This is a genomic window from Xylanimonas protaetiae, from assembly GCF_004135385.1.
Classification (GTDB): Bacteria; Actinomycetota; Actinomycetes; order Actinomycetales; family Cellulomonadaceae; genus Xylanimonas; species Xylanimonas protaetiae.
Genome location: NZ_CP035493.1, coordinates 2,195,461 through 2,216,166, shown reverse-complemented (window position 1 = coordinate 2,216,166; position 20,706 = coordinate 2,195,461). Strand labels below are relative to the sequence as shown.

Below are 20,706 nucleotides of genomic sequence, written 5' to 3'. Positions count from 1 at the left end.
AGTACCTCGTTGCGCTCCGGCGCCCAGAACGCAACGAGGTACTACATCGAAAGGGAGGGGCGGTCAGCCGACCGACGCCTCGACCACGACCTCGCCGCCCTCCACCGCCACCCTCGTGACGTCGAGCCCCGGCAGCCTCTCTGCCAGGAGCACCTCGACGTCGACGGCGACCGTGCCGTCCTGCCGGATGTCGACGGCGCTGCGCGGCAGCCCCTTGCTCGCCAGCAGGTGCTCCAGCGGCGAGGCGAGGAACCCGAGCAGCTTGCCCACGGGCAGGCCGGCCGCGTTGACCTCGACGCCGAGCGTCGCGACCCCGGCCGCGAAGCCCAGGACGCGCACGTCGGCCCGGACGACCGGCGCCAGCCGCGCCGCGAGCCTGAGCGGCCCGGGCAGGTCGTCGAGCCGGCGCAGGTCGGCCGTGACGCGGACGACGGAGCCCTCGGCCGCCACGGACGTGACGGCGGGCGGCAGGCCCGCGCCGCCGATCGAGGCGAGGGCGACGGCCTCGGCGGGCGTGAGTCGGATCAGCACCCGTCGAACCTACGCCTCGACCCGGGCGGCCTGCCCGTGCAGCGTCCGCGCGGCCTCGGCGATCGAGCCCGACAACGACGGGTACACCGTGAACGCCCCGGCGACGTCGTCGACGGTGAGGCGGTGCGAGACCGCGAGCGTGATGGGGAACACGAGCTCCGAGGCGCGCGGCGCGACGACGACGCCGCCCAGCACGACGCCCGCCTCGGGGTGCGCGAAGAGCTTCACGAACCCGTCGCGCATACCCAGCATCTTGGCGCGCGGGTTGCGGGCCAGCGGCAGCGTCGTCGTGACGTACCGCGCGTCCCGGGCGCGCAGCGCCTTCTCGCTGTAGCCGACGGTCGCGATCTCCGGCGCGGTGAAGATGTTGGCGGCCACGGTGCCGAGCCGCAGCGGCTCGACGGCGTCGCCCAGCGCGTGCGCCATCGCGATGCGGCCCTGCTGGGCGGCGACCGAGGCGAGCGGCAGCACCCCAGTGCAGTCGCCGGCGGCGTAGACGCCGCGAGCCGTGGTCCGCGACACCTTGTCGACGACGACGTGGCCGGACCCGCTCAGCGCGACGCCCGCCTCCTCGAGCCCGATGCCCCGCGTGGCCGGCACGGCGCCGACCGCGACGAGCACGTGCGACCCCTCGACGACCCGCCCGTCGTCGAGCGTGACCTCGACGCCCGTCGCGGTGCGCGTGGCGCCCGCCGCCCGGGAGCGGGAGAGCACCTCCATGCCGCGCCCGCGGAACACGCCCTCGAGCAGCTCGGCGGCGTCCTCGTCCTCGCCGGGCAGCACGCGGTCGCGCGACGAGACCAGCACGACCTCGCTGCCCAGCGACCGGTACGCCCCCGCGAACTCGGCACCCGTGACGCCGGACCCGACGACGACCAGCCGCTCGGGCAGCGCGTCGAGCGCGTAGAGCTGCGTCCAGGTGAGGATCCGCTCGCCGTCGGGCACGGCCGTCGGCAGGGTGCGCGGGGTGGCGCCGACGGAGACGAGGACGGCGTCGGCGTCCAGCGCGGTGTCACCGACGACGACGCGCGACGGGCCGTCCAGCCGTCCCTCCCCCGTGACGATCTCGATGCCCTCGCGGTCGAGCCGCGCCCGGATGTCGGCCGACTGCGCGGCCGCGAGCGCCAGCACGCGCGTGTTCACGGCGGACAGGTCGACGGAGTGCCCGTCGCCGCCGTCGCGGATGCCGAGCTCGGGCGCGCTCTCCGCGATGGTGAGCCACTCCGCGGTGGCGATGAGCGTCTTGGACGGGACGACGTCGGTCAGCACCGCGGCGCCGCCGAGCCCCTGCTTCTCGACGACGGTGACGTCGGCGCCGAGCCTCCGGGCCACGAGGGCGGCCTCGTAGCCGCCCGGTCCACCGCCCAGGACCACGACCCGCTGGCCGCCCCGGACGTCACGCTGCGTCAGATCGTCATGCACGGCGCCCATTGTCGCAGCCACGGGGCACCACGCCGCGCCCCCTCAGGCAGCAGCACGGGCCGCGCACGCATAGCCTCGGACCATGAGCAGCAACGTGCCCTCCGTGCCTGACCTCGACGATCCCGCGACCGACCCGTTCGACGTCGCCCGCGCCGCCGCGGAGCACATCGCCCGCGTCTCAGGGGTCGAGGGGCACGACGTCGCCCTGGTGCTGGGGTCGGGCTGGGGCGGGGCCGCCGAGCTGCTCGGCGACGTCGTCGCGGAGATCCCCTCGCACGAGATCCCCGGGTTCGCGAAGCCGTCCGTCGCGGGGCACGTGGGCACGACGCGGTCGATCCGCGTCGAGCGCGCCGACGGCTCGACGCGGCACGTGCTGGTGCTGGGCTCGCGCACCCACCTCTACGAGGGCAAGGGCGTGCGGCGCGTGGCCCACGGCGTGCGGACGGCGGCGGCCACGGGCGCGACGACGGTGGTGCTGACGAACGGCTGCGGCGGCCTGCACGTGTCGTGGCGGCCGGGCCAGGTGGTGCTCCTCAAGGACCACCTCAACTTCACGGCACGCTCGCCGCTGGAGGGGGCGACGTTCGTCGACCTGACCGACCTGTACTCGCCGCGGCTGCGCCAGCTCGCCCACAGCGTCGACGCGACGCTCCCCGAGGGCGTCTACGCCCAGTTCCCCGGCCCCCACTACGAGACGCCGGCCGAGGTGCGCATGGCCGGGATCGTCGGCGCCGACCTCGTGGGCATGTCCACGGGGCTGGAGGCGATCGCGGCCCGGCACTGCGGCATGGAGGTGCTGGGCATGTCGCTCGTGACGAACCTCGCCGCGGGGGTCAGCCCGCAGCCGCTCTCGCACGAGGAGGTGCTGGAGGCGGGCGCCAAGGCCGGGCCCGTGATCAGCGACCTGCTCGCCCGCATCGTCAAGCTCGTCTGACCGGAGGCCGTGGTGACCGACGCGCTGCAGTCCCTGCTCGACGCCGCCGCCGCCTGGGAGCGCGACGACGTCGACGACGCCGACAAGGCCGACCTCCGGGCGCTCGTGGACCGCGCCCGCGGCGGCGCGCCGGGGGCGGTGGCCGCGCAGGCGGAGCTGCGCGACCGGTTCGCGGCCACGCTCCAGTTCGGCACCGCCGGGCTGCGCGGGGCCATGGCCGCCGGCCCGAACCGGATGAACCGGGCCGTGGTGATCGGCGCGGCCGCCGGCCTGGGCGCGTACCTGCGTGACGCGCTGCCGGGCGCCCACTCGCGCGTCGTCGTCGGCTTCGACGCCCGGCACCGGTCGGCGGACTTCGCGCGCGACACCGCGGCGGTGCTCACCGCGCAGGGCGCCGAGGTGCTGACGCTGCCCGCGCCCCTGCCGACGCCCGTGCTGTCCTTCGCGGTGCGGCACCTGGGCGCCGACGCCGGCGTCATGGTCACGGCGTCGCACAACCCTGCCGCGGACAACGGCTACAAGGTCTACCTGGGCGGGCGCGTCGTCACGGACGCCGGGCAGGGTGCCCAGATCGTGCCGCCGTACGACGCGCTCATCGCGGAGAAGATCGCCGTCGCAGGGCCGGCCGCGGCCGTGCCGCGCGCCGACGACGGCTGGACGGTGCTCGACCTGTCGATCGTCGACGACTACGTGCAGGCCGCGCTCGCGCTGCGCGACGACGTGCCGCGCACCCTGCGCATCGTCACGACGTCGCTGCACGGTGTCGGCGGGCAGGTGCTGGGCCGCGTGCTCGCCGAGGCCGGGTTCGCGCGCGTGACACCCGTCGAGGAGCAGCGGATCCCCGACCCCGACTTCCCCACCGTCGTGTTCCCCAACCCGGAGGAGAAGGGCGCGATCGACATGGCGATCGCCGTCGCGCAGGACGCGCACGCCGACGTCGTCATCGCCAACGACCCCGACGCCGACCGGTGCGCGGTCGCCGTCCACGACAAGCGGCTGGGCACCTACCAGGGCGCCGAGACGGCGACGTCGCAGGGCTGGCGGATGCTGCACGGCGACGAGGTGGGCGCGCTGCTGGGCGACGACATCGCCTCGCGCCTCACGGCGGGCGAGGCCGGGGACGCGCTCCCCGTCCTCGCGAACAGCGTCGTCTCCTCCCGGCTCCTGGCCGCGATCGCGACCCGCCACGGGCTGGCCCACGCCACCACGCTGACGGGGTTCAAGTGGATCTCGCGCACGCCCGGCCTCGTGTTCGGCTACGAGGAGGCGCTCGGCTACTGCGTCGACCCGGAGCGGGTGCGCGACAAGGACGGGATCTCGGCCGCGCTCGTCGTGGCGCAGCTCGCGAACCGGCTCAAGGCGTCCGGGCTGACGCTCGTCGACAAGCTCGACGACCTGGCGCGCGAGCACGGGCTGTACCTCACCGACCAGCTCTCGGTGCGGTTCGAGGACCTCGCCGGCATCCCCGCCGCGATGGCCCGCCTGCGCGCCGAGCCGCCGACACTGCTGGCCGGCTCCCCCGTCGTCGACGTCCTCGACCTCGCGCAGGGCGCGGACGGGCTCCCGCCGACGGACGGCGTCCGCCTGCTGACGCAGGACGGCACGCGCGTCATCGTCCGCCCGTCGGGCACGGAGCCCAAGGTCAAGTGCTACCTCGAGGTGGTCCGCGACGTCCCGTCGGACGCCTCGGTCGACGCCGTGGGCGTCGCCCGCGAGCAGGCGCGCAAGACGCTCGCCACGCTCAAGCACGACATCGCGGGGGCGCTGGGCCTGTAGGGCCCCGCCATCGCGACGCGCGACCCGGCCCTCGTCTGCGCGGAGCCGTAGAACCCGGACTCGACGGTCCTGGTCCTGCGACTCCGCGCGGGACGGCCGGGCAGGTCAGCGGCGCGCCGCCAGCCAGCCCTCGGCGGCCTGCCAGGCGTCCTTGGCGTGGATGTACCGCTGCGCGTCCCACGGCTTCACGGGGCCCGCCCAGTGGATCAGCGCCGGGTCGGTGACGACCTCCTGCGTCGGCCAGGCGTTCCAGCGTGCGTCCATCGGCACGTAGCGCGAGCCCGCGTACTGGTTGAGCACGTCCTGGTCGTTGAGCCCGAAGCGCTCGGCGTAGGGCACGAACTCCTCGGTGAACCCGTCGGCGCGCATGACCGCGAGGTCGAGCAGCAGGATGCCCGCGTTGAACGAGCGGTAGCCCCAGTGGTGGCGCTGCGTCGTCAGGCGGACGAGGTCGCGGGCCGCGGCGGCGTCGTGCGAGAGCAGGCGCGTGGAGCGGATGACGTTGCCGATGCCGGCGCGGTAGTTGTACGACACCGACGGGCGGGCGGCCAGGGGCGCCCCCGCGAGGTCGAGGTCGAACAGCTCGCCCAGGTCGGTCACGGTGAGCGCGTCGAGGTCGTGGTAGATGACGCGCACGACGTGGTCGAGCAGGTCGGGCAGCAGCAGCCGGTCCATGGTGGCCACGGTGATGTGCTTGAGCATGCCGAGCACGGGCCCGTAGTCGACGTCGTCGCACGCGTACCACTCGAAGGTGACCTCGGGGAACAGGGCCGCGAGGCGGGCGTGGTCGGCCCCGGTGTGCTCGCGCGTGAGCGCGTGCACGCGCACCGGCCGCGCGGTGTTGCGCACGACGCCGGCGACGACGACCTCCATCTGCGAGCGCAGGTTCCCGTCGAGCGCGACGGCGACCTCGACCTGGGTCCCGGCCTCGGCGGAGCGCGGCGCGACGGCCTCGACGACGGTGCGCGTGGCGCGCACGCGCGCCACCTGCGCGGCCACGTCCATGGCGCCGACGACGGCGGGCACGGCCTCGGCGTGGACGTGGCGCGCGTGCTCGACCTCGGGGGCGACGGCCTCGCGCCACGCGGCGTACACCTCGTCGCGCGAGGCGCCGGCGAGGATCTGCGTCATGGCGGCGGCGACGACGCGGCGGATGCGCTCCTGCATGGCGACGCGGTCGGCCTCGGTGGCGTCGAGGATGCCCGCGAACCGGATGTCGGCGTCGTTCTTGGGCCGGAAGTCGACGTTCGCGCCGATCGACCACGACGGCAGGAAGCAGTGCAGGCGGCTCGTGACGACCTGCCCGTAGTGGGTGCGGTACGAGTCGAGCAGGCGCACGGCCTCGCGCAGGTTCGCCGCGGCGGAGGCGCCCCGCACGGCCGGGTACTGCTGGGTGATGTAGTCGCCGTCCTCGTGGGCCGGGACGTCGACGTACGCCTTGGGCGCGCCCGCGCCGGCGGGCACGTAGCCGGCCGGGAAGACGGTGTTGACCGTCGTCGTGAGGCAGCCGCTGAAGAACGCCGGGACGCCCGCGTTGAGCAGCAGGTGCACGGTGGTCCAGTCACGGCAGCCGATCGGCCCGTGCGCCTTGAGGTACTCGACCGCGGCGGGCGTGAGGATGGCGTGCTTGTTGACGTGGAAGCTCACGAAGATCGGCTGCAGGTTCTCGTGGAACGGGAAGTCGAACCGCAGGTCGAACTGGTTGTGCATGTACCAGCCGAAGGCCAGCATCCACGTGCCCTCGGGCACCAGGTCCAGGTGCGTGACGTCGCGCTGGACGACCGTCAGGTCGACGTCGACGCCGCCCTCCGGTCCGGCGAGCGCGTGCTCGGGGCGCACGCGGCCCTGCAGCTCGCGGATGGCCTCGGTGAGCTCGACGTTCTCGGCCCGGGCCTCGCCCGTCGCCTCCCCGGCGGCGTGCAGGCGCACGCCCTCGTGCCGCAGCAGGTGCGTGAGCGAGGCGATCGTCTGGACGTTGTCGCCGATGTTCGACGACGACACGCGCTCGTCGGGCGCCTTGTAGTCGATGACGGCGAACGACACGTGGCCCGCGGGCACCTCGGGTGCCTGCGCGGTGCCGGTGCGCACGCCGAGCGCCTTCTCGACCCACGGGTCGAGGTAGTCGAGGCTCGCGGCCAGGGCGGCGTCGGGCGCGTCGACGAGCGCGACGTGCGCGGCGCGGCTCGCCTCCCGCGCGGCGGCGGGCTCGTCGGCCGCCAGGAAGCACTTGGCCAGCTCCAGCAGCGTCGCGGCGTCGGCGACGACCCCGTCGCACACCCACAGCGCGGCGTGGTGCAGCGCCTCGACGGCGCGCGCGGCGATGCCCGCGCGGAGGTACTCGGCGGGCGCGAGCCGCCCGGCGTCGGCCGGGTCGACGCTGCTGAGCAGGTCCCAGGCCAGGTCACGGATGCCGGAGCGCAGCGCGAGGACGCCGGATCCGACGACGCCGGCCGTGCGGGTCGCGGGCTGGTCGGCGAGGCCGTGGCACAGGGCGCGCAGGTCCGCGGAGGCGGCCTTGTCGGCGTCGCGCACGACGGCGACGACGGCCTCGTCGAGCGGCAGCCCGCGGCGCAGCGCGGCGGCGAGCGCCAGGTCGGCGGCCGTGGTCGCGGCGGGGACGGGCTTGACGACGGGGGCCGGGGCCTCCGCCGGGGCGGCGGGCCCCTCGGCGCCCTCGGCGTCGCCGCCGGGCACCTTGAACGGGCGGTCGGACGCCCACGTCGGGGCGGCCCACGGCTCGCGCGCGAGGAGCGCGTCGCCGAGCACGGCGGCCGGGGCGAGAGGTGCGGCGTCGGCGACGGGCACGGCGTGCTCCGGCGCGTCGACGGCCGGGGCGGCGAGCGCGTCGACGGCCGAGGCGGCGAGCGTGTCGGGCGCCGGGGCGTCGATGGCGAGCGCGTCGGCGAGCACCTGGCCAAACTCGGCGGCGTCGGCCTCCGCGACGTCGTCGGGCGCGACGACGTCGACGTCGTCGAGACCGGGCTCGGAGTCCGGGACAGGGCGGAAGGACAGGGGCATGGGTGTGCTCCTTGGCGGTAGAACCTGAGGGGATGCCGTCGTCCGCTGCGCCTGCGTGACCAGTGCGCCGGTGTGTCCGGTGGCCGAACTATAGGCCACGCTGATGACGTCCAGGAAACGTCTCGAACGGCGCCGTATCGCCGCAGGTCAGGGGCGTGAACCTGCGGATGTGGCCCGGCTCGCTAAGGTCGCGCTGTGACCGCTCTCCCGGACCCCGGCCCGACCGCCCCGCGCATCCGGGCGGGCGAGCTCGTCCAGGTCCGGTACACGAGGTACGACGGCTCCCCGCACTGGGCGGTCGACGGCCCCTTCCTCGGCACGGACGCGTTCGGCACGTGGGTCGGCGCCCCGGCGGGGACGACCTGGTCGCGAGCCGGCCGCTCCCTCACCGCCGAGGTCGCACAGGTCGTCCTGTTCCCGGACGCCGGCTGGACGGCGACCTTCAGCGCCACCCACCCAGCGGGTCGGCGGCTCTACGTCGGCCTCACGTCGCACCCGACGTGGGAGCGGGTCGACGGCGTCTGGCGGGTCACGATGGCCGACCTCGACCTGGACGTCATCACCCAGGCGGACGGCACGATCTGGCTCGACGACGAGGACGAGCTCGCCGCGCACCAGGTCCGCTACGGCTACCCGCCGGACCTGGTCGCCACGGTCGAGGCCGACGCCGTCGACATTCTCGCCCGGGCGGGCGCGGGCGAGCGCCCGTTCGACGGCATGCGCCGCCCCTACTCGCCCACCAGCCCGACGACGGCCGACCGCTGGCTGGACCTGCTGGCACGCGTCACTGCCCGATGAGCGCGTCCGTGCCGGGCCGCGCGGCGAGCTCGGCGACCCACCCGACCGCCCTCGCGTCCGGAACGTCGGCCTCGGAGGCAGGCACGACCCCAGGCACGCACGTTCCGATCCGGAGCGCACGCTCCGACTGACGGTCCGCGGCGCCAGGCCGCGGCGTCCGGGTGCCCCGTCAGTAGTCCGACGTCGGGGCCGCCGGCGTGTCGCCGGCCAGCTCCGCGAGCACCGACGCCGCGCCCGACATGCCGAGGCGCGTGGCGCCCGCCTCGATCGCCGCGAGGGCGTCCGTGAGCGTGCGGATGCCGCCCGACGCCTTGACACCCAGGCGGCCGTCGACCGTGTCGGCCATGAGCTTGACCGTGTGCACCGTGGCCCCGCCCGTCGGGTGGAAGCCCGTGGACGTCTTGACGTAGTCGGCGCCCGCGGCCTCGGCGGCGCGGCACACGGCGACGATCTCGTCGTCGTCGAGCGCGGAGGACTCGATGATCACCTTGAGGAGCCGGTCGCCCGGCACGGCCGCGCGCACGGCGGCGATGTCGGCCTCGACGGCCTCGAAGTCGGCGGCCTTCGCGGCGCCGACGTCGATGACCATGTCGACCTCGTCCGCGCCGTCGGCGACGGACTGCGCCGCCTCGGCGGCCTTGACCGACGAGACGTGCTTGCCCGACGGGAAGCCGCACACGGTCGCGACCTTGATGCGCCCCCGCGCGGTCGCGACGGCGAGCGCGACGAACGTCGGCGACACGCACACCGAGAAGCAGCCCAGGCGGGCGCCCTCCTCGACGAGCGCGACGACGTCGGCGTCGGTGGCCTCCGGCTTCAGCAGGGTGTGGTCGATGAACGACGCGAGCTCCGCGGGCGTCGTCGGGACGTTGCTCACAGCTGTGCTCCCTCGATCTTCTGGTAGCCGGGCACGATGACCTTCTCGACGAGGTCCCGGCGCTCGTCGTGGTGCATGAAGGCGCCCCATGCGGCGGCGATGGTGACGTCGGCGAGGTCGTCGATGGTCCAGCCGGCCTCGGAGACGAGCAGGCGCATCTCGTGCGACATCGACGTGCGCGACATGAGGCGGTTGTCGGTGTTGAGCGTGACCGCGAAGTCGAGCTCCTTGAGGAGCGTGATCGGGTGCTCCGCGATGGACCTGGCCGCCGTCGCCGAGGTCTGCAGGTTGGAGACCGGGGCCACCTCGAGCGGGATCTGGTGGTCGCGCACCCAGTGCGCGAGGCTGCCGAGGGTCGCCTCCCGGGACGACTCGTCGAACGTGATGTCCTCGATGATCCGCACGCCGTGGCCGATGCGGTCGGCCTGGCCCAGGTGGACGGCCTGCGCGATCGACGACACGCCCGCGGCCTCGCCCGCGTGGATCGTCACGGGGAAGTCGTGCTCGGCGAGGAAGCGCCAGATCTCCGGGTGCCGGTCCGGCGGGAACCCGTCCTCCGCCCCGGCGATGTCGAAGCCGACGACGCCGCGGTCGCGGTAGGCGACGGCGAGCTCGGCGATCTCCTGCCAGCGGTCGGCGTGCCGCATCGCGGTGACGAGCTGGCCCACCTTGATGGTCAGGCCCGCGGCCGCGGCCTCGGCGATGCCCTCGTCGATACCGGCCTGCACGGCCTCCACGGTCGCCGCGAGCGAGAGCCCCTTCGCGAGGTGCTGCTCGGGCGCCCAGCGCTGCTCGGCGTAGACGACGCCGTCGGACGCGAGGTCGAGCACCGCCTCCTTGGCGACGCGCGCGAGCGCCTCGGGCGTCTGCATCACGGCGATGGTGTGGTCGAAGGTCTCCAGGTAGCGCACCAGCGACCCGGAGTCGGCGGCCTGCTGGAACCAGTCGCCGAGCGCGCCGGCGTCGTGCGCGGGCAGCGGGTGGCCGACGGCGTCGGCGAGCTCCAGCACGGTCTGCGGGCGGAGCCCGCCGTCGAGGTGGTCGTGGAGCACGACCTTCGGCAGAGCGGGGATGAGGTCTGCTTTCGCCTGGCTGAGGCGGTCGTCCGTCATGCGCTCAACCTAACCGCCCCGCGCGCCACGGGCGCAGCGAGGGGCACGCGCCGACGTCAGTCCTCGGCGTCCTCGTCGGAGGTCTCGGGCAGCGACGGCTCGTCGGCGGCGTAGGCGTCGTCCTCGTCGAGGCCGCGCACCTCGTCGGCCTGCTCGGCGACGTCGGCCTCGGCCGCGCGGTCCTCCAGGTCGGGGCGGGCGGTGCCGGGCTGGTAGTCCTCGGCCGAGTCGGGGCGCACTGCGGTGCCGCGGCCCCGGAGGGCCTCCTCGAGCAGGTTCGCGACGTCGTCGGCGGGCTTGTCGTCCGGGTCGACCTCCCGGACCTCCCGCTCGTGCCGGTCGGGCTCGGCGACCCCGGCGTCGCGCCAGGCGTCGCGGCCGGGCAGGGTGCTCATGGTGACCTCCTTGCTCGGGCTGCGGTGGTCCGCCCATCCTCCCGCCACCCCGTCGCGGTCGCACCCGGGGACGTCAGCGCGGCAGGACCGCCCACACGACGTGCGGCCAGTGCCCCAGCGCGGCGGTCAGCGCGGCGCGGTCGCGCTCCGTGGCGGCGTCCGGGTCGAGGAGCAGCGCCGTCGGCACGGCGTGCATCGTCGCCGACGACGGCTCGTAGACCCGCACGACGCCGCCCGCGCCCTGGTCCCCGGCGCCCGCCGTGAGAAGGACCACATGGCGCGGGACGGCGGTCTGCCAGCCCCCGCGGAGGTCGCCGCCCGTGAAGAGCGGCACGGGGATGCCCGCCGACGCCGCCCGGACCGCCTGGCGCAGCACGCGCGCGCCCGAGGCCCCGCCCACGACCCCGTGCGTGTACCGCACGTCCCCGAACCGGGCGACGGACGCAGCGGCCCACGGGGCGGTGCCGAGCCGGAGCGGCCACGGGACCGGGCCGGTGCGCGCGCACGCGCGGTGCACGCGGTGCTGCAGCGCGGCGAACCGGCGGGCCGGGTCCCGGGCGACCTGCAGCGCCAGCCACGGGTCCCCCGCCATCGCCAGCAGCGAGAGCACCGCGGCGCCGCACGTGGTCTCGTCGACCTGGCGGGCCCACGCCGGCGCCGCCGGGGCGGCCCCGTCGGCGAGGAACGGCAGCGTGACGGGCGCGGGCCGGAAGACGGGCGGCGCGGGGCGCGACAGGCCCAGCGGGTCGAGCACCGATGCCCGCGAGGCGTCGCCGAGCCCAGCGAGCGCGGCGCGGAGCCCGCTGGACGACGCGGTGGGCCCGGCGGGCGCCGCATCGGGCCCACCGGGCGGTGGGGCGAAGACCCGCGCCAGCGTGCCGTCGACCGCCCCGGCAGACCCAGCCGGGCCGGGTCGGTCGGCGTCCAGCCCGCCAGCGTCCAGCCCGGCGTCGTCCGCGGTCCGGACCTGCGGCGGCGCCCCGGTGAAGACGTGCAGCCGCGCCAGCAGGTCCGTCAGCCGCAGGCTGCCGGGCACCGTCAGTCGATCCGGTCGAGCACCACGGCGCCGCGCGGCACCGCGGTGCCGGGCGCGGCCACGTCCCAGCCGCCGGCGAGCGCCTCGTGCGCGCGCGCGAACCGCTCGGGGGTGTCGGTGAGCAGCGTCATGAGCGGCTGCCCGGCCGTGACGGCGTCGCCCGGCTTGGCGTGGAGCACGACGCCGGCGCCCGCCTGCACGGGGTCCTCCTTGCGCGCGCGCCCGGCGCCCAGCCGCCAGGCGGCCACGCCGACGGCGAGCGCGTCGAGCCGGGACAGCACCCCGTCGGAGGGCGCGAGGATCTGCTCGGACTCCCGGGCGACGGGCAGCGGCGCGTCCACGTCCCCGCCCTGGGCGGAGATCATGGCCCGCCACTTGTCCATCGCCCTCCCGTCGACGAGGGCGGCGCGCACGTCGTCCTCGCCGTGCGGCTGCCCGGCCGCGGCGAGCATCTCGACGGCGAGCGCGACGGTGAGGTCGACGACGTCGGACGGGCCGCCGCCCGCGAGGACGTCGAGCGACTCCTGGACCTCGATCGCGTTGCCCGCGGTCAGGCCGAGCGGCGTCGACATGTCGGTGAGGAGGGCCACGGTCCGGACGCCGGCGTCCGTGCCGAGGTCCACCATCGTCTGGGCGAGCTCGCGCGCGTCGGCGAGCGTCTTCATGAACGCGCCCGAGCCCACCTTGACGTCGAGCACGAGCGCGTCGGTGCCCTCGGCGATCTTCTTCGACATGATCGAGGAGGAGATCAGCGGGACGCAGTCGACGATCGACGTGACGTCGCGCAGCGCGTAGAGCTTCTTGTCGGCGGGCGCGAGGTTCGGGCCCGCCGCGCAGATGACCGCCCCGACCGACGTGAGCTGGGCGAACACCTCGTCGTTGGTGAGGTCGGCGCGCCAGCCGGGGATCGACTCGAGCTTGTCGAGCGTGCCACCCGTGTGGCCCAGCCCGCGCCCGGACAGCTGCGGGACCGCCACGCCGAACGCCGCGACGAGCGGGGCCAGCGGCAGCGTGATCTTGTCCCCCACGCCGCCCGTGGAGTGCTTGTCCGACGTCGGGACGCCCAGGGCCTCGAACCCGAGCCGCTCGCCGGACTCGATCATGGCGTGCGTCCACCGCGCGATCTCGGGCCGCGTCATCCCGTTGAGGAAGATCGCCATGCCGAGCGCCGACATCTGCTCGTCGGCGACGGCCCCGCGCGTGTACGCGTCGATGACCCAGTCGATCTGGGCGTCGGACAGCGTCTGCCTGTCCCGCTTGGTCCGGATGACGTCGACGGCGTCGAACGGCTCGGTGCTCACGAGTTCTCCTTGAGGTCGGTGACCGCGTCGAGGTCGCCCGGGCCGAAGGCCTGCGGGAGCACCTCCGTCATCGGCACGACGCCCTGCGGCGTCGTGACGAGCAGCGCGGCGCCGCCGTGCTCCCACAGGAGCTGGCGGCACCGGCCGCACGGCATGATCGTCACCCCGCGCGCGTCGACGCAGGTGAACGCCACGAGCCGCCCTCCCCCGCTCTCGACGAGGGACGAGATCAGCCCGCACTCGGCGCACAGCGTCACGCCGTAGGCGGCGTTCTCGACGTTGCAGCCGACGACGACGCGGCCGTCGTCGACGAGCGCGGCCGCGCCCACGGGGAACCCGGAGTACGGCGCGTACGCGCGCGTCATGGCGTCGCGGGCGGCGGCGCGCAGGCCGTCCCAGTCGATGTCCGTCATGAGGCCTCGTCTCGTGGTCGGAACGGCTACTTCTTGTACGGGATGCCCTCGGACGCGGGCGCCCGCACGCGGCCGACCAGGCCGGCGACGGCGAAGATCGTGACGATGTACGGCGTCATGAGCATGACCTGGCTCGGGATCGGCGTGCCGACGATGCCGAGCGTCGTCTGGAGGTTGTCCGAGAAGCCGAACAGGAGTGCCGCGGCGAGCGCGCCGACGGGGTTCCAGCGGCCCAGGATCATGGCGGCGAGGGCGATGTAGCCCTTGCCGCCGGTCATCTCGCGGCCGAACGCGAGACCCGCGGCCACGGTGAAGAACGCGCCGCCCAGGCCCGCGACGGCGCCGCCCAGGATGGTGTTGCGGACGCGCGTGACGTTGACCCGGATGCCCACGGTGTCGGCGGCCTTGGGGTGCTCGCCCACGGCGCGCAGGCGCAGGCCCCAGCGGCTGCGGAACAGGTAGACGTGCAACAGGATCACGGCCGCGTACATGAGGTACACGAGCAGCGTCTGGCGGAACAGCACGGGGCCGATGATCGGGATGTCCGAGAGGCCCGGGATCGCCAGGACGGGGAGCGGCGTACGCCGGTTCCACGTCGCGGAGTCGTTGGTCAGCACCGTGGAGAACAGGTAGTTGGTCACGCCGATGACGAGCACGTTGAGCACGACGCCGACGATGATCTGGTCCACCCAGTACCGCACGGCGAAGATGACCAGCAGCAGGCCCACGAGGGCGCCCGCGACGGGCGCCGCGACCAGGCCGAGGTAGGGGTTGCCGGACGCGGAGGCCACGACGGCGGCGAGGAACGCGCCGGCGAGCAGCTGCCCCTCGATCGCGATGTTGATGATGCCCACGCGCTCGCACAGGATGCCGGACATCGAGCCGAACACGAGCGGCACCGAGAGGAACAGCGCACCCGAGAGCAGGCCCGTGAGCGGGATGGTCTTCCCGGCGCCGGCCCAGCACAGGAACGCGAGCACCCACAGGACGCCGAACAGCGCGGGCAGCCAGACGCCGAGCTTGCGGCGGTTCGCGGCGGCCCACCAGGCGAGCCCCGCGAGCGCCAGGGCGACGATGCTGAGGACGAGCGCCGTCGACGTCGACCCGACGGCCACGGGGTCGATCTGGAAGAGGTCGGACGCCGTCGAGATGCGGAACGTCGTCTGCTTGCCGCCGTCGGGCAGGATGCCGAAGAAGACCAGGGAGACGAGGCCCAGCACCGTCAGGGCGATCGGCAGCTTCCAGGAGATCGGCCGGAGCGCCGCGACGCGCGGCTCGGCCGGGGCGGTGCGGGGTGCCGTGGCGGTGCTCACTCCGGGGCCCCCGCGACGGCGCGAGCGCAGCGAGCGGCTTCGTGGGCGGCGTTCATGCCTGGACCTCCTGCGTGGTGGCGGACGTGGTGCGGGCCTGGGCGGCCGCGGCGCGCTTCTCGGCGCGCGTCGGTCCGCCCGGTGTGGGCAGGCGGAAGATCGAGCGCACCAGCGGGGGCGCCGCGATGAACAGCACGATGAACGACTGCACCACGAGCACGATGTCGATCGGGGTGCCCGTGCGCGCCTGCATCGCGAACCCGCCCGCGCGCAGGCCGCCGAACAGGAGGCCTGCGAGCACCGTGCCGAGCGGCTTCGAGCGGCCCAGCAGGGCCACGGTGATGGCGTCGAACCCGAAGCTCGCGGCGACGCCCGCGGTGAGGCCGGACGTCTCGGTGCCGAGCACCTGCGCGGAGCCCGCGAGCCCGGCCAGGGCGCCGGCGATCGCCATGACCCACACGGTCACCCACGGCACCGACATGCCGGCGGTGCGCGCGGCGTGCGGGTTCGCGCCCACGGCGCGGAAGCGCAGGCCGAGCGTCGAGCGTTCCATGAGCCACCACACGAACACCGCGGCGGCCAGCGCCAGGAGGAACCCGAGGTGGAGGCGGAACTGCGACCCGAGCAGCAGCGGGTACCGGGCGGACGGGGGCGTCGCGGGGCTGATCGGGTTGTTGTTGCCCGGCTGCTGGAGGATCGGCGTCGTGAGCAGGTAGCCGATGAGGTACACGGCCACGTTGTTGAGCATGATCGTGACGATGACCTCGTTGGCCCCCGTGGTCGCCTTGAGGACGCCGGCGACCGAGGCCCAGATCGCACCGCCGAGGGCGGCGCCGACCACGGCGAGCAGCAGGTGCAGGCCCACCGGCAGGTCCAGCGTGAAGCCGACCCAGCCGCCGAAGATGGCGCCGAGGATGATCTGCCCCTGCGCGCCGATGTTGAACAGTCCCGCGCGGAAGCCGATGCCGATGCCGAGACCCGCGAAGATGAGCGGCGTCGCCACCGTCATGGTCTCGGTGAGGGGCCGGATCACGCGCGCGAACGTGCCGCCGCCGAAGTTGACGACGGCGCCCTGGAACAGGGCCGAGTAGGCGCCGCCGACGGACGAGCCGATGGCGCCCAGGAAGTCCGACGGCCGGGAGAAGAACCAGCCCGCGGTCTCCTGCACGCGCGCGTCGGCGGCGGCGATGAGGATCGCACCGAGGACGAGCGCGGCGACGACGGCGAACACCGTCACGACCCAGCTCGACTCGACGATCTGCCGCAGCACGCTCCGGCCGACGGCGTCGACGCGGGACTCGAGCGGCTTCTCCCCGGGCATGTGCGCCTGCGGCTGCGGCTGCTCCTCGCTCACTGGTCGCCCTCCCGTGCTTCGGTGCCGGCCTCGCCGGACGCTGCTGTGCCGGCCTCGCCGGGGTCTTCCGTGCCGGCCGCGGCGGACGCTGCTGTGCCGGCCTCGCCGGACGCCTCGACGTCGGCCTCGGTCCCGGCCTCGATGTCCGCCTCGCCCAGCGTGGTGTGGTGCTCGGCGGCCTGCGCCACCGCCTCCTCGAGCGGGACGCCCGCCATCATGAGGCCGAGGACGTCGCGGTCCGTGTCACCGGGCACGACGCCGACGACGCGGCCGCGGTACATCACGGCGATGCGGTCGCCGAGCGCGAGCACCTCGTCGAGCTCCGTGGACACGATGATCACGGGCGTGCCGTTGTCGCGCTCCGCGACGATCCGCTTGTGCACGAACTCGATGGAGCCGACGTCGAGGCCGCGCGTGGGCTGCGAGGCGATGAACAGGCGCAGGGGCCGCGACATCTCGCGGGCCAGGACGACCTTCTGCTGGTTGCCGCCCGACAGCGTGCCGGCGGGCGTGGTCACGCTCTGGGTGCGGACGTCGAACTCGACGATGCGCTGGTCCGCGTTCGCGCGGATGGCCGCCTTGTCGAGCGCCCCGGCGCGCGAGAACGGCGGCGCGTGGAACATGTCGAGCACCAGGTTCTCCTCGACGGAGAACGTGCCGATGATGCCGTCGGTGCTGCGGTCCTCGGGCACGTAGCCGATGCCGGCCGCGAGCGCCCCGGCGACGCCGGCGCCGACGAGCTCGCGCCCGTCGAGCGTGATCGACCCGGCGACGGGCTTGGTCAGCCCGAGGATGGCCTCGGTCAGCTCGGTCTGCCCGTTGCCCTGCACGCCCGCGACGACCAGGATCTCGCCGCGGCGCACGTCGAGGTCGACGTCGTCGACGACGGCGGTGCCGACGGCGTCCATGACGGTGAGGTTGCGCACCTGGAAGGTCGCGTCGCCCGGCTCGGCCGGGGCGCGGTCCACGCCGAGCGAGACGGAGCGGCCCACCATGAGCGAGGCGAGCTCGGTCTCGGACGCGCTCGGGTCGGCGGTGCCGACCACCTTGCCGCGGCGGATGACGGTGATCCGGTCGGCGACGGCGCGCACCTCGCGCAGCTTGTGGGTGATGAAGACGATGGAGGTCCCGGCCTCCTTGAGCTGGCGCATGATCGCGATGAGCTCGTCGGTCTCCTGCGGGGTCAGCACGGCGGTGGGCTCGTCGAGGATGAGCACGCGCGCGTCGCGGGACAGGGCCTTGATGATCTCGACGCGCTGCTGGACGCCCACGGGGAGGTCCTCGACCATCGCGTCGGGGTCCACCTCGAACCCGAACCGGTCGGAGATCTCCGCGACGAGGGCGCGGGCCTTGCGCGCGTCGATGAGGCCGCCGCCCTTGACGGGCTCGTGGCCCAGCGCGACGTTCTCGGCGACGGTGAAGACCGGCACGAGCATGAAGTGCTGGTGCACCATGCCGATGCCGGCGGCCATCGCCTCGCCGGGACCCTTGAAGGTGACAGGCTGGTCGTCGACGAGGATCTCGCCGCCGTCCGGGTCGTAGAGCCCGTAGAGCACGTTCATGAGCGTGCTCTTGCCCGCTCCGTTCTCTCCCAGCAGGGCATGGATCTCGCCCGGCTCGATCACCAGGTCGATGTGGTCGTTCGCGACCAGGGACCCGAAGACCTTCGTGATCCCGCGTAGCTCCAGCTTCACCGGCAACCCTCCTCGTCCGTCACCCATCGAACCGCATTCCGTGCGTTCCGGCAGTTCGGACGGGGCGTGGGACCCCTTCTGACGCGGAACGAACGACGGCCCGGGCGATGGTCGCCCGGGCCGTCGTGGATCATGCCACCGGAGCAGCGTGAGGGGTCACTTCGGCGAGTTCACGGACTCGATCGTGAGGTCGCCCGAGATGATCTTCTGCTTGTACTCGTCGAGCTTCTGCGACAGCTCCGCCGGGACCTTCGACTCGAAGTCGTGGAAGGGGGCGAGGCCGACGCCCTCGTTCTCGAGGGTGCCGATGTACGGCTCGGCCGAGAAGTTGCCGTCGGCGGCGTTCTTGATGACGTCGAAGACGGCGGCGCCGATCTGCTTCATCACCGAGGTGAGGATGATCGAGCCGTGCTCGGTCGACTTGAAGCCGTCCGAGTCGACCCAGATGAGGGTCTTGCCGGCGTCCGAGGCGGCAGCGGCGGCACCGAGGCCGACGGGGCCGGCGACGGGCATGATGATGTCGGCGCCCTGGTCGATGAAGCCCTGGGTCAGGTTCTGGCCGTTGGCCTGGTTGCTGAAGTCGCCGGAGAACGAGCCGGTCTGCGCGTCCTTGTCCCAGCCGAGGAGCGTCACGTTCGCGCCGTTGTCGGCGTTGAACTGCTTGACGCCGTCGGAGAAGCCGTCCATGAACACGGTGACGGACGGGATCTGGAGGCCGCCGAAGGTGGCGACGGTGCCGGTCTGCGACATGCCGGCGGCGAGGTAGCCGGCGAGGAACGCGGCCTCGGCCGTGTTGAAGAGGATCGGCTTCGCGTTCTCGAGCGTGACAGGCTTGCCGTCCGCGTCGGAGAACGACGAGTCGATGAGGGCGAAGTTGATGTCCGGGTTCGCCTCGGCCGCGCTCTGGATCGCGTCCTCGAGCTTGAAGCCGACGCCGATGATCAGGTTGCAGTTCTGCTGCACCAGGTTGTTGACGTTCGGGACGAAGTCGGTCGGGGCCGACGACTCGACGGCGTGGATCGTGACGCCGAGCTCCGACTCCGCCTGGAGGAGGCCCTCGTGGCCGGACTGGTTGAAGGACTGGTCGTCCCAGCCGCCCTCGTCCGAGACCATGCAGGCCACGAAGTCGCTGTTGCCCCCGTCGCCGCCGGCGGTCGGGGTGCTGCCGGCCTCGTCAGGGGCCTGGCCGCACGCGCTGAGCAGCAGCGCGGTCACGCCGGCAAGTGCGGCGAACTGGGTCGCTCTCTTCACCTTGATCTCCTTAGATCGGTGGTCGAGACCGCCCCGAGGTCGCCGGGAACGGTCGGAACTGATCACGTGGCGACCCTAGTAGCGATCTGACACCGCCGGGCATGGTGTCGCAGGACGTCGGGTCTCTTCGTGACCAGATCGCAACTCACCCGGCCGTCCGGGGACGCTCGTGGCCCGCCGGTCAGTCCGCCGGCTGGAGCACTCCGGCGCCCAGCCCGGCGAGCAGCCGCACGCCGACGCCGATGGCGCGCTCGTCGACGGTCAGGTCGCCCTGGTGGAGGTCGTAGCGGCGCGCCCCGGGCGTGCCCGTGCCGAGCCGCGCCATGGCACCCGGCACCTTGGTGAGGTACCAGGCGAAGTCCTCGCCGCCGAGCGACTGCTCGGTCAGCACGACGCCGCCGGGCCCGACGACGGCGCGGGCGGCGGCCTCGAGCTCGCCCGTGACGACCTCGTCGTTGTCGACGGGCGGCACGCCGCGCTGGTGGTGGACCGTCACCTCGACGTCGTAGGGCGCCACGACCTGCTCGACGGCGTCGTGCAGCACCTGGCCGGCCTTCTCCCACGCGCGCACGTCGAGGCAGCGCAGCGTGCCGGCGACGGTGCCCGTCGAGGGCATGACGTTCGGGACGTCGCCCGCGTGCATCGCGCCCCACGTGAGGTTGACGCCCGAACGGGGGTCGAGCCGCCGGCCCAGCACGGCCGGGACCTGCGTGATGACCTGCCCGAGCGCGTAGACGACGTCGCCGGTCAGGTGCGGGCGCGACGTGTGGCCGCCCGACGACGTGACGGTGACGGACACGGTGTCGGACGCCGAGGTGATCGGCCCGATGCGCGTGCCGACCTGCCCGACGTCGAGCTTCGGCTCGGCGTGCAGCGCGACGACGCGGTCGACGCCGTCGAGGACGCCCTGGGCGAGCACGTCGTGCGCTCCCCCGGGCTGGACCTCCTCGGCGGGCTGGAAGATGAGGCGCACGGGGCGGGCGAGCAGGCCCTGCTCGTGCAGCGCGGCGAGCACCAGGCCGGCGCCGAGCACCACGGTGGTGTGCAGGTCGTGCCCGCAGGCGTGCGCGACGTGCGGGACGGTGGAGCGCCAGTCGCACTCGCAGCGGTCCTCGACGGGCAGGGCGTCGAGGTCGGCGCGCAGGCCGAGCCGGGGCAGCGCCTCTCCGTCGGGCCCGCGCTCGGGGCCGATGTCGCAGACGGCTCCCGTGACGAGCAGGGGGCGCGGGTCGAGGCCCGCCGCGCGCAGCCGCTCGACGACCACGGCGGTGGTGCGGACCTCGGCGCGCGAGACCTCGGGTGGGCGTGCAGGTCGCGACGGAACGCCACCAGCTCGTCATGGAAGGACGCGGCCAGCGCGGCCACCTGCTCGGAGACCATGCATGAAGAGTAGGGCAGCGGGCCCCGGACGATCTGACGAGGTGACGCCAACATCACCCGTGCCAGCAAACTCTGTGGGATGGGTCACAAAGCCGTGGTGCACC

At 74.1% G+C, this 20,706-nt stretch carries 16 protein-coding genes and 1 pseudogene; 3 read left to right on the top strand and 14 right to left on the bottom strand.

Annotated features, from left to right (window positions below; translation table 11 throughout):
* Positions 1 to 63 precede the first annotated feature (63 nt).
* Positions 64 to 531, bottom strand: coding sequence for a hypothetical protein (locus tag ET471_RS10200; protein ID WP_129188042.1), 468 nt, complete (start codon positions 529 to 531; stop codon positions 64 to 66).
* A gap of 9 nt (positions 532 to 540) precedes the next feature.
* The gene (locus ET471_RS10195) at positions 541 to 1,962 is read right to left on the bottom strand and encodes an NAD(P)H-quinone dehydrogenase (RefSeq protein WP_129188040.1); all 1,422 of its coding nucleotides are present in this window, start codon (positions 1,960 to 1,962) and stop codon (positions 541 to 543) included.
* A 73-nt stretch (positions 1,963 to 2,035) separates the two neighbouring features.
* Here ET471_RS10195 and ET471_RS10190 point away from each other — a divergent pair, with 73 nt between their 5' ends.
* Entirely contained in the window at positions 2,036 to 2,887 is an 852-nt protein-coding gene (locus tag ET471_RS10190; RefSeq protein ID WP_129188038.1) for a purine-nucleoside phosphorylase, read from the top strand.
* 12 nt (positions 2,888 to 2,899) lie between these two features.
* Positions 2,900 to 4,663: a phospho-sugar mutase gene (locus ET471_RS10185; protein WP_165350469.1), complete on the top strand. Its 1,764-nt coding sequence runs from the start codon at positions 2,900 to 2,902 to the stop codon at positions 4,661 to 4,663.
* A 105-nt stretch (positions 4,664 to 4,768) separates the two neighbouring features.
* On the opposite strand, the gene ET471_RS10180 is transcribed toward ET471_RS10185, so the two are convergent.
* Positions 4,769 to 7,681 (bottom strand): glycosyltransferase family 8 protein, encoded by a 2,913-nt coding sequence (locus ET471_RS10180; RefSeq protein ID WP_129188034.1) that lies wholly within the window; start codon positions 7,679 to 7,681, stop codon positions 4,769 to 4,771.
* A gap of 195 nt (positions 7,682 to 7,876) precedes the next feature.
* Between ET471_RS10180 and ET471_RS10175 the strand changes: the two genes are divergently transcribed.
* Complete coding sequence (locus ET471_RS10175) at positions 7,877 to 8,479, top strand: DUF402 domain-containing protein (RefSeq protein WP_129188032.1); 603 nt, start codon at positions 7,877 to 7,879, stop codon at positions 8,477 to 8,479.
* Between the two features lie 169 nt (positions 8,480 to 8,648).
* Here ET471_RS10175 and deoC read toward each other — a convergent pair whose 3' ends face one another.
* The 11 genes and pseudogenes from deoC to ET471_RS10120 all read right to left on the bottom strand — a co-directional run bounded on the left by deoC (position 8,649) and on the right by ET471_RS10120 (position 20,602).
* Positions 8,649 to 9,356: a deoxyribose-phosphate aldolase gene (deoC, locus tag ET471_RS10170; protein ID WP_129188030.1), complete on the bottom strand. Its 708-nt coding sequence runs from the start codon at positions 9,354 to 9,356 to the stop codon at positions 8,649 to 8,651.
* Positions 9,353 to 10,468, bottom strand: coding sequence for an adenosine deaminase (locus ET471_RS10165; RefSeq protein WP_129188028.1), 1,116 nt, complete (start codon positions 10,466 to 10,468; stop codon positions 9,353 to 9,355). Before ET471_RS10165 ends, deoC begins: the two co-directional genes overlap by 4 nt.
* Before the next feature lie 56 nt (positions 10,469 to 10,524).
* Positions 10,525 to 10,863, bottom strand: coding sequence for a hypothetical protein (locus tag ET471_RS10160; protein WP_129188026.1), 339 nt, complete (start codon positions 10,861 to 10,863; stop codon positions 10,525 to 10,527).
* Positions 10,864 to 10,936: 73 nt separating this feature from the next.
* Positions 10,937 to 11,899 (bottom strand): hypothetical protein, encoded by a 963-nt coding sequence (locus tag ET471_RS10155; protein WP_129188024.1) that lies wholly within the window; start codon positions 11,897 to 11,899, stop codon positions 10,937 to 10,939.
* Positions 11,900 to 11,901: 2 nt separating this feature from the next.
* Positions 11,902 to 13,200 carry a thymidine phosphorylase gene (locus tag ET471_RS10150; protein ID WP_129188022.1) on the bottom strand — a complete coding sequence of 433 codons (1,299 nt, stop codon included), beginning with the start codon at positions 13,198 to 13,200 and terminating at the stop codon, positions 11,902 to 11,904.
* Positions 13,197 to 13,613: a cytidine deaminase gene (locus ET471_RS10145; RefSeq protein WP_129188020.1), complete on the bottom strand. Its 417-nt coding sequence runs from the start codon at positions 13,611 to 13,613 to the stop codon at positions 13,197 to 13,199. Before ET471_RS10145 ends, ET471_RS10150 begins: the two co-directional genes overlap by 4 nt.
* A gap of 26 nt (positions 13,614 to 13,639) precedes the next feature.
* Positions 13,640 to 14,926 (bottom strand): ABC transporter permease, encoded by a 1,287-nt coding sequence (locus ET471_RS10140; protein ID WP_129188018.1) that lies wholly within the window; start codon positions 14,924 to 14,926, stop codon positions 13,640 to 13,642.
* A 52-nt stretch (positions 14,927 to 14,978) separates the two neighbouring features.
* Positions 14,979 to 16,244 (bottom strand): ABC transporter permease, encoded by a 1,266-nt coding sequence (locus ET471_RS10135; RefSeq protein ID WP_129190889.1) that lies wholly within the window; start codon positions 16,242 to 16,244, stop codon positions 14,979 to 14,981.
* A 29-nt stretch (positions 16,245 to 16,273) separates the two neighbouring features.
* A complete protein-coding gene (locus ET471_RS10130; protein ID WP_242496239.1) occupies positions 16,274 to 17,971 on the bottom strand; it encodes an ABC transporter ATP-binding protein in 1,698 nt (565 codons plus the stop codon).
* A 156-nt stretch (positions 17,972 to 18,127) separates the two neighbouring features.
* Complete coding sequence (locus tag ET471_RS10125) at positions 18,128 to 19,222, bottom strand: BMP family lipoprotein (protein ID WP_129188016.1); 1,095 nt, start codon at positions 19,220 to 19,222, stop codon at positions 18,128 to 18,130.
* 181 nt (positions 19,223 to 19,403) lie between these two features.
* Positions 19,404 to 20,602: pseudogene (locus tag ET471_RS10120) on the bottom strand (amidohydrolase).
* Between the last annotated feature and the right edge of the window lie 104 nt (positions 20,603 to 20,706).

Excerpts from the sequence above, each read along its gene's own strand:
- ET471_RS10145 (WP_129188020.1), bottom strand. The coding sequence starts at position 13,613 with ATGACGGACATCGACTGGGACGGCCTGCGCGCCGCCGCCCGCGACGCC.
- ET471_RS10160 (WP_129188026.1), bottom strand. The coding sequence starts at position 10,863 with ATGAGCACCCTGCCCGGCCGCGACGCCTGGCGCGACGCCGGGGTCGCC.
- ET471_RS10165 (WP_129188028.1), bottom strand. The coding sequence starts at position 10,468 with ATGACGGACGACCGCCTCAGCCAGGCGAAAGCAGACCTCATCCCCGCT.
- ET471_RS10180 (WP_129188034.1), bottom strand. The coding sequence starts at position 7,681 with ATGCCCCTGTCCTTCCGCCCTGTCCCGGACTCCGAGCCCGGTCTCGAC.
- ET471_RS10195 (WP_129188040.1), bottom strand. The coding sequence starts at position 1,962 with ATGGGCGCCGTGCATGACGATCTGACGCAGCGTGACGTCCGGGGCGGC.
- ET471_RS10135 (WP_129190889.1), bottom strand. The coding sequence starts at position 16,244 with ATGCCCGGGGAGAAGCCGCTCGAGTCCCGCGTCGACGCCGTCGGCCGG.
- ET471_RS10190 (WP_129188038.1), top strand. The coding sequence starts at position 2,036 with ATGAGCAGCAACGTGCCCTCCGTGCCTGACCTCGACGATCCCGCGACC.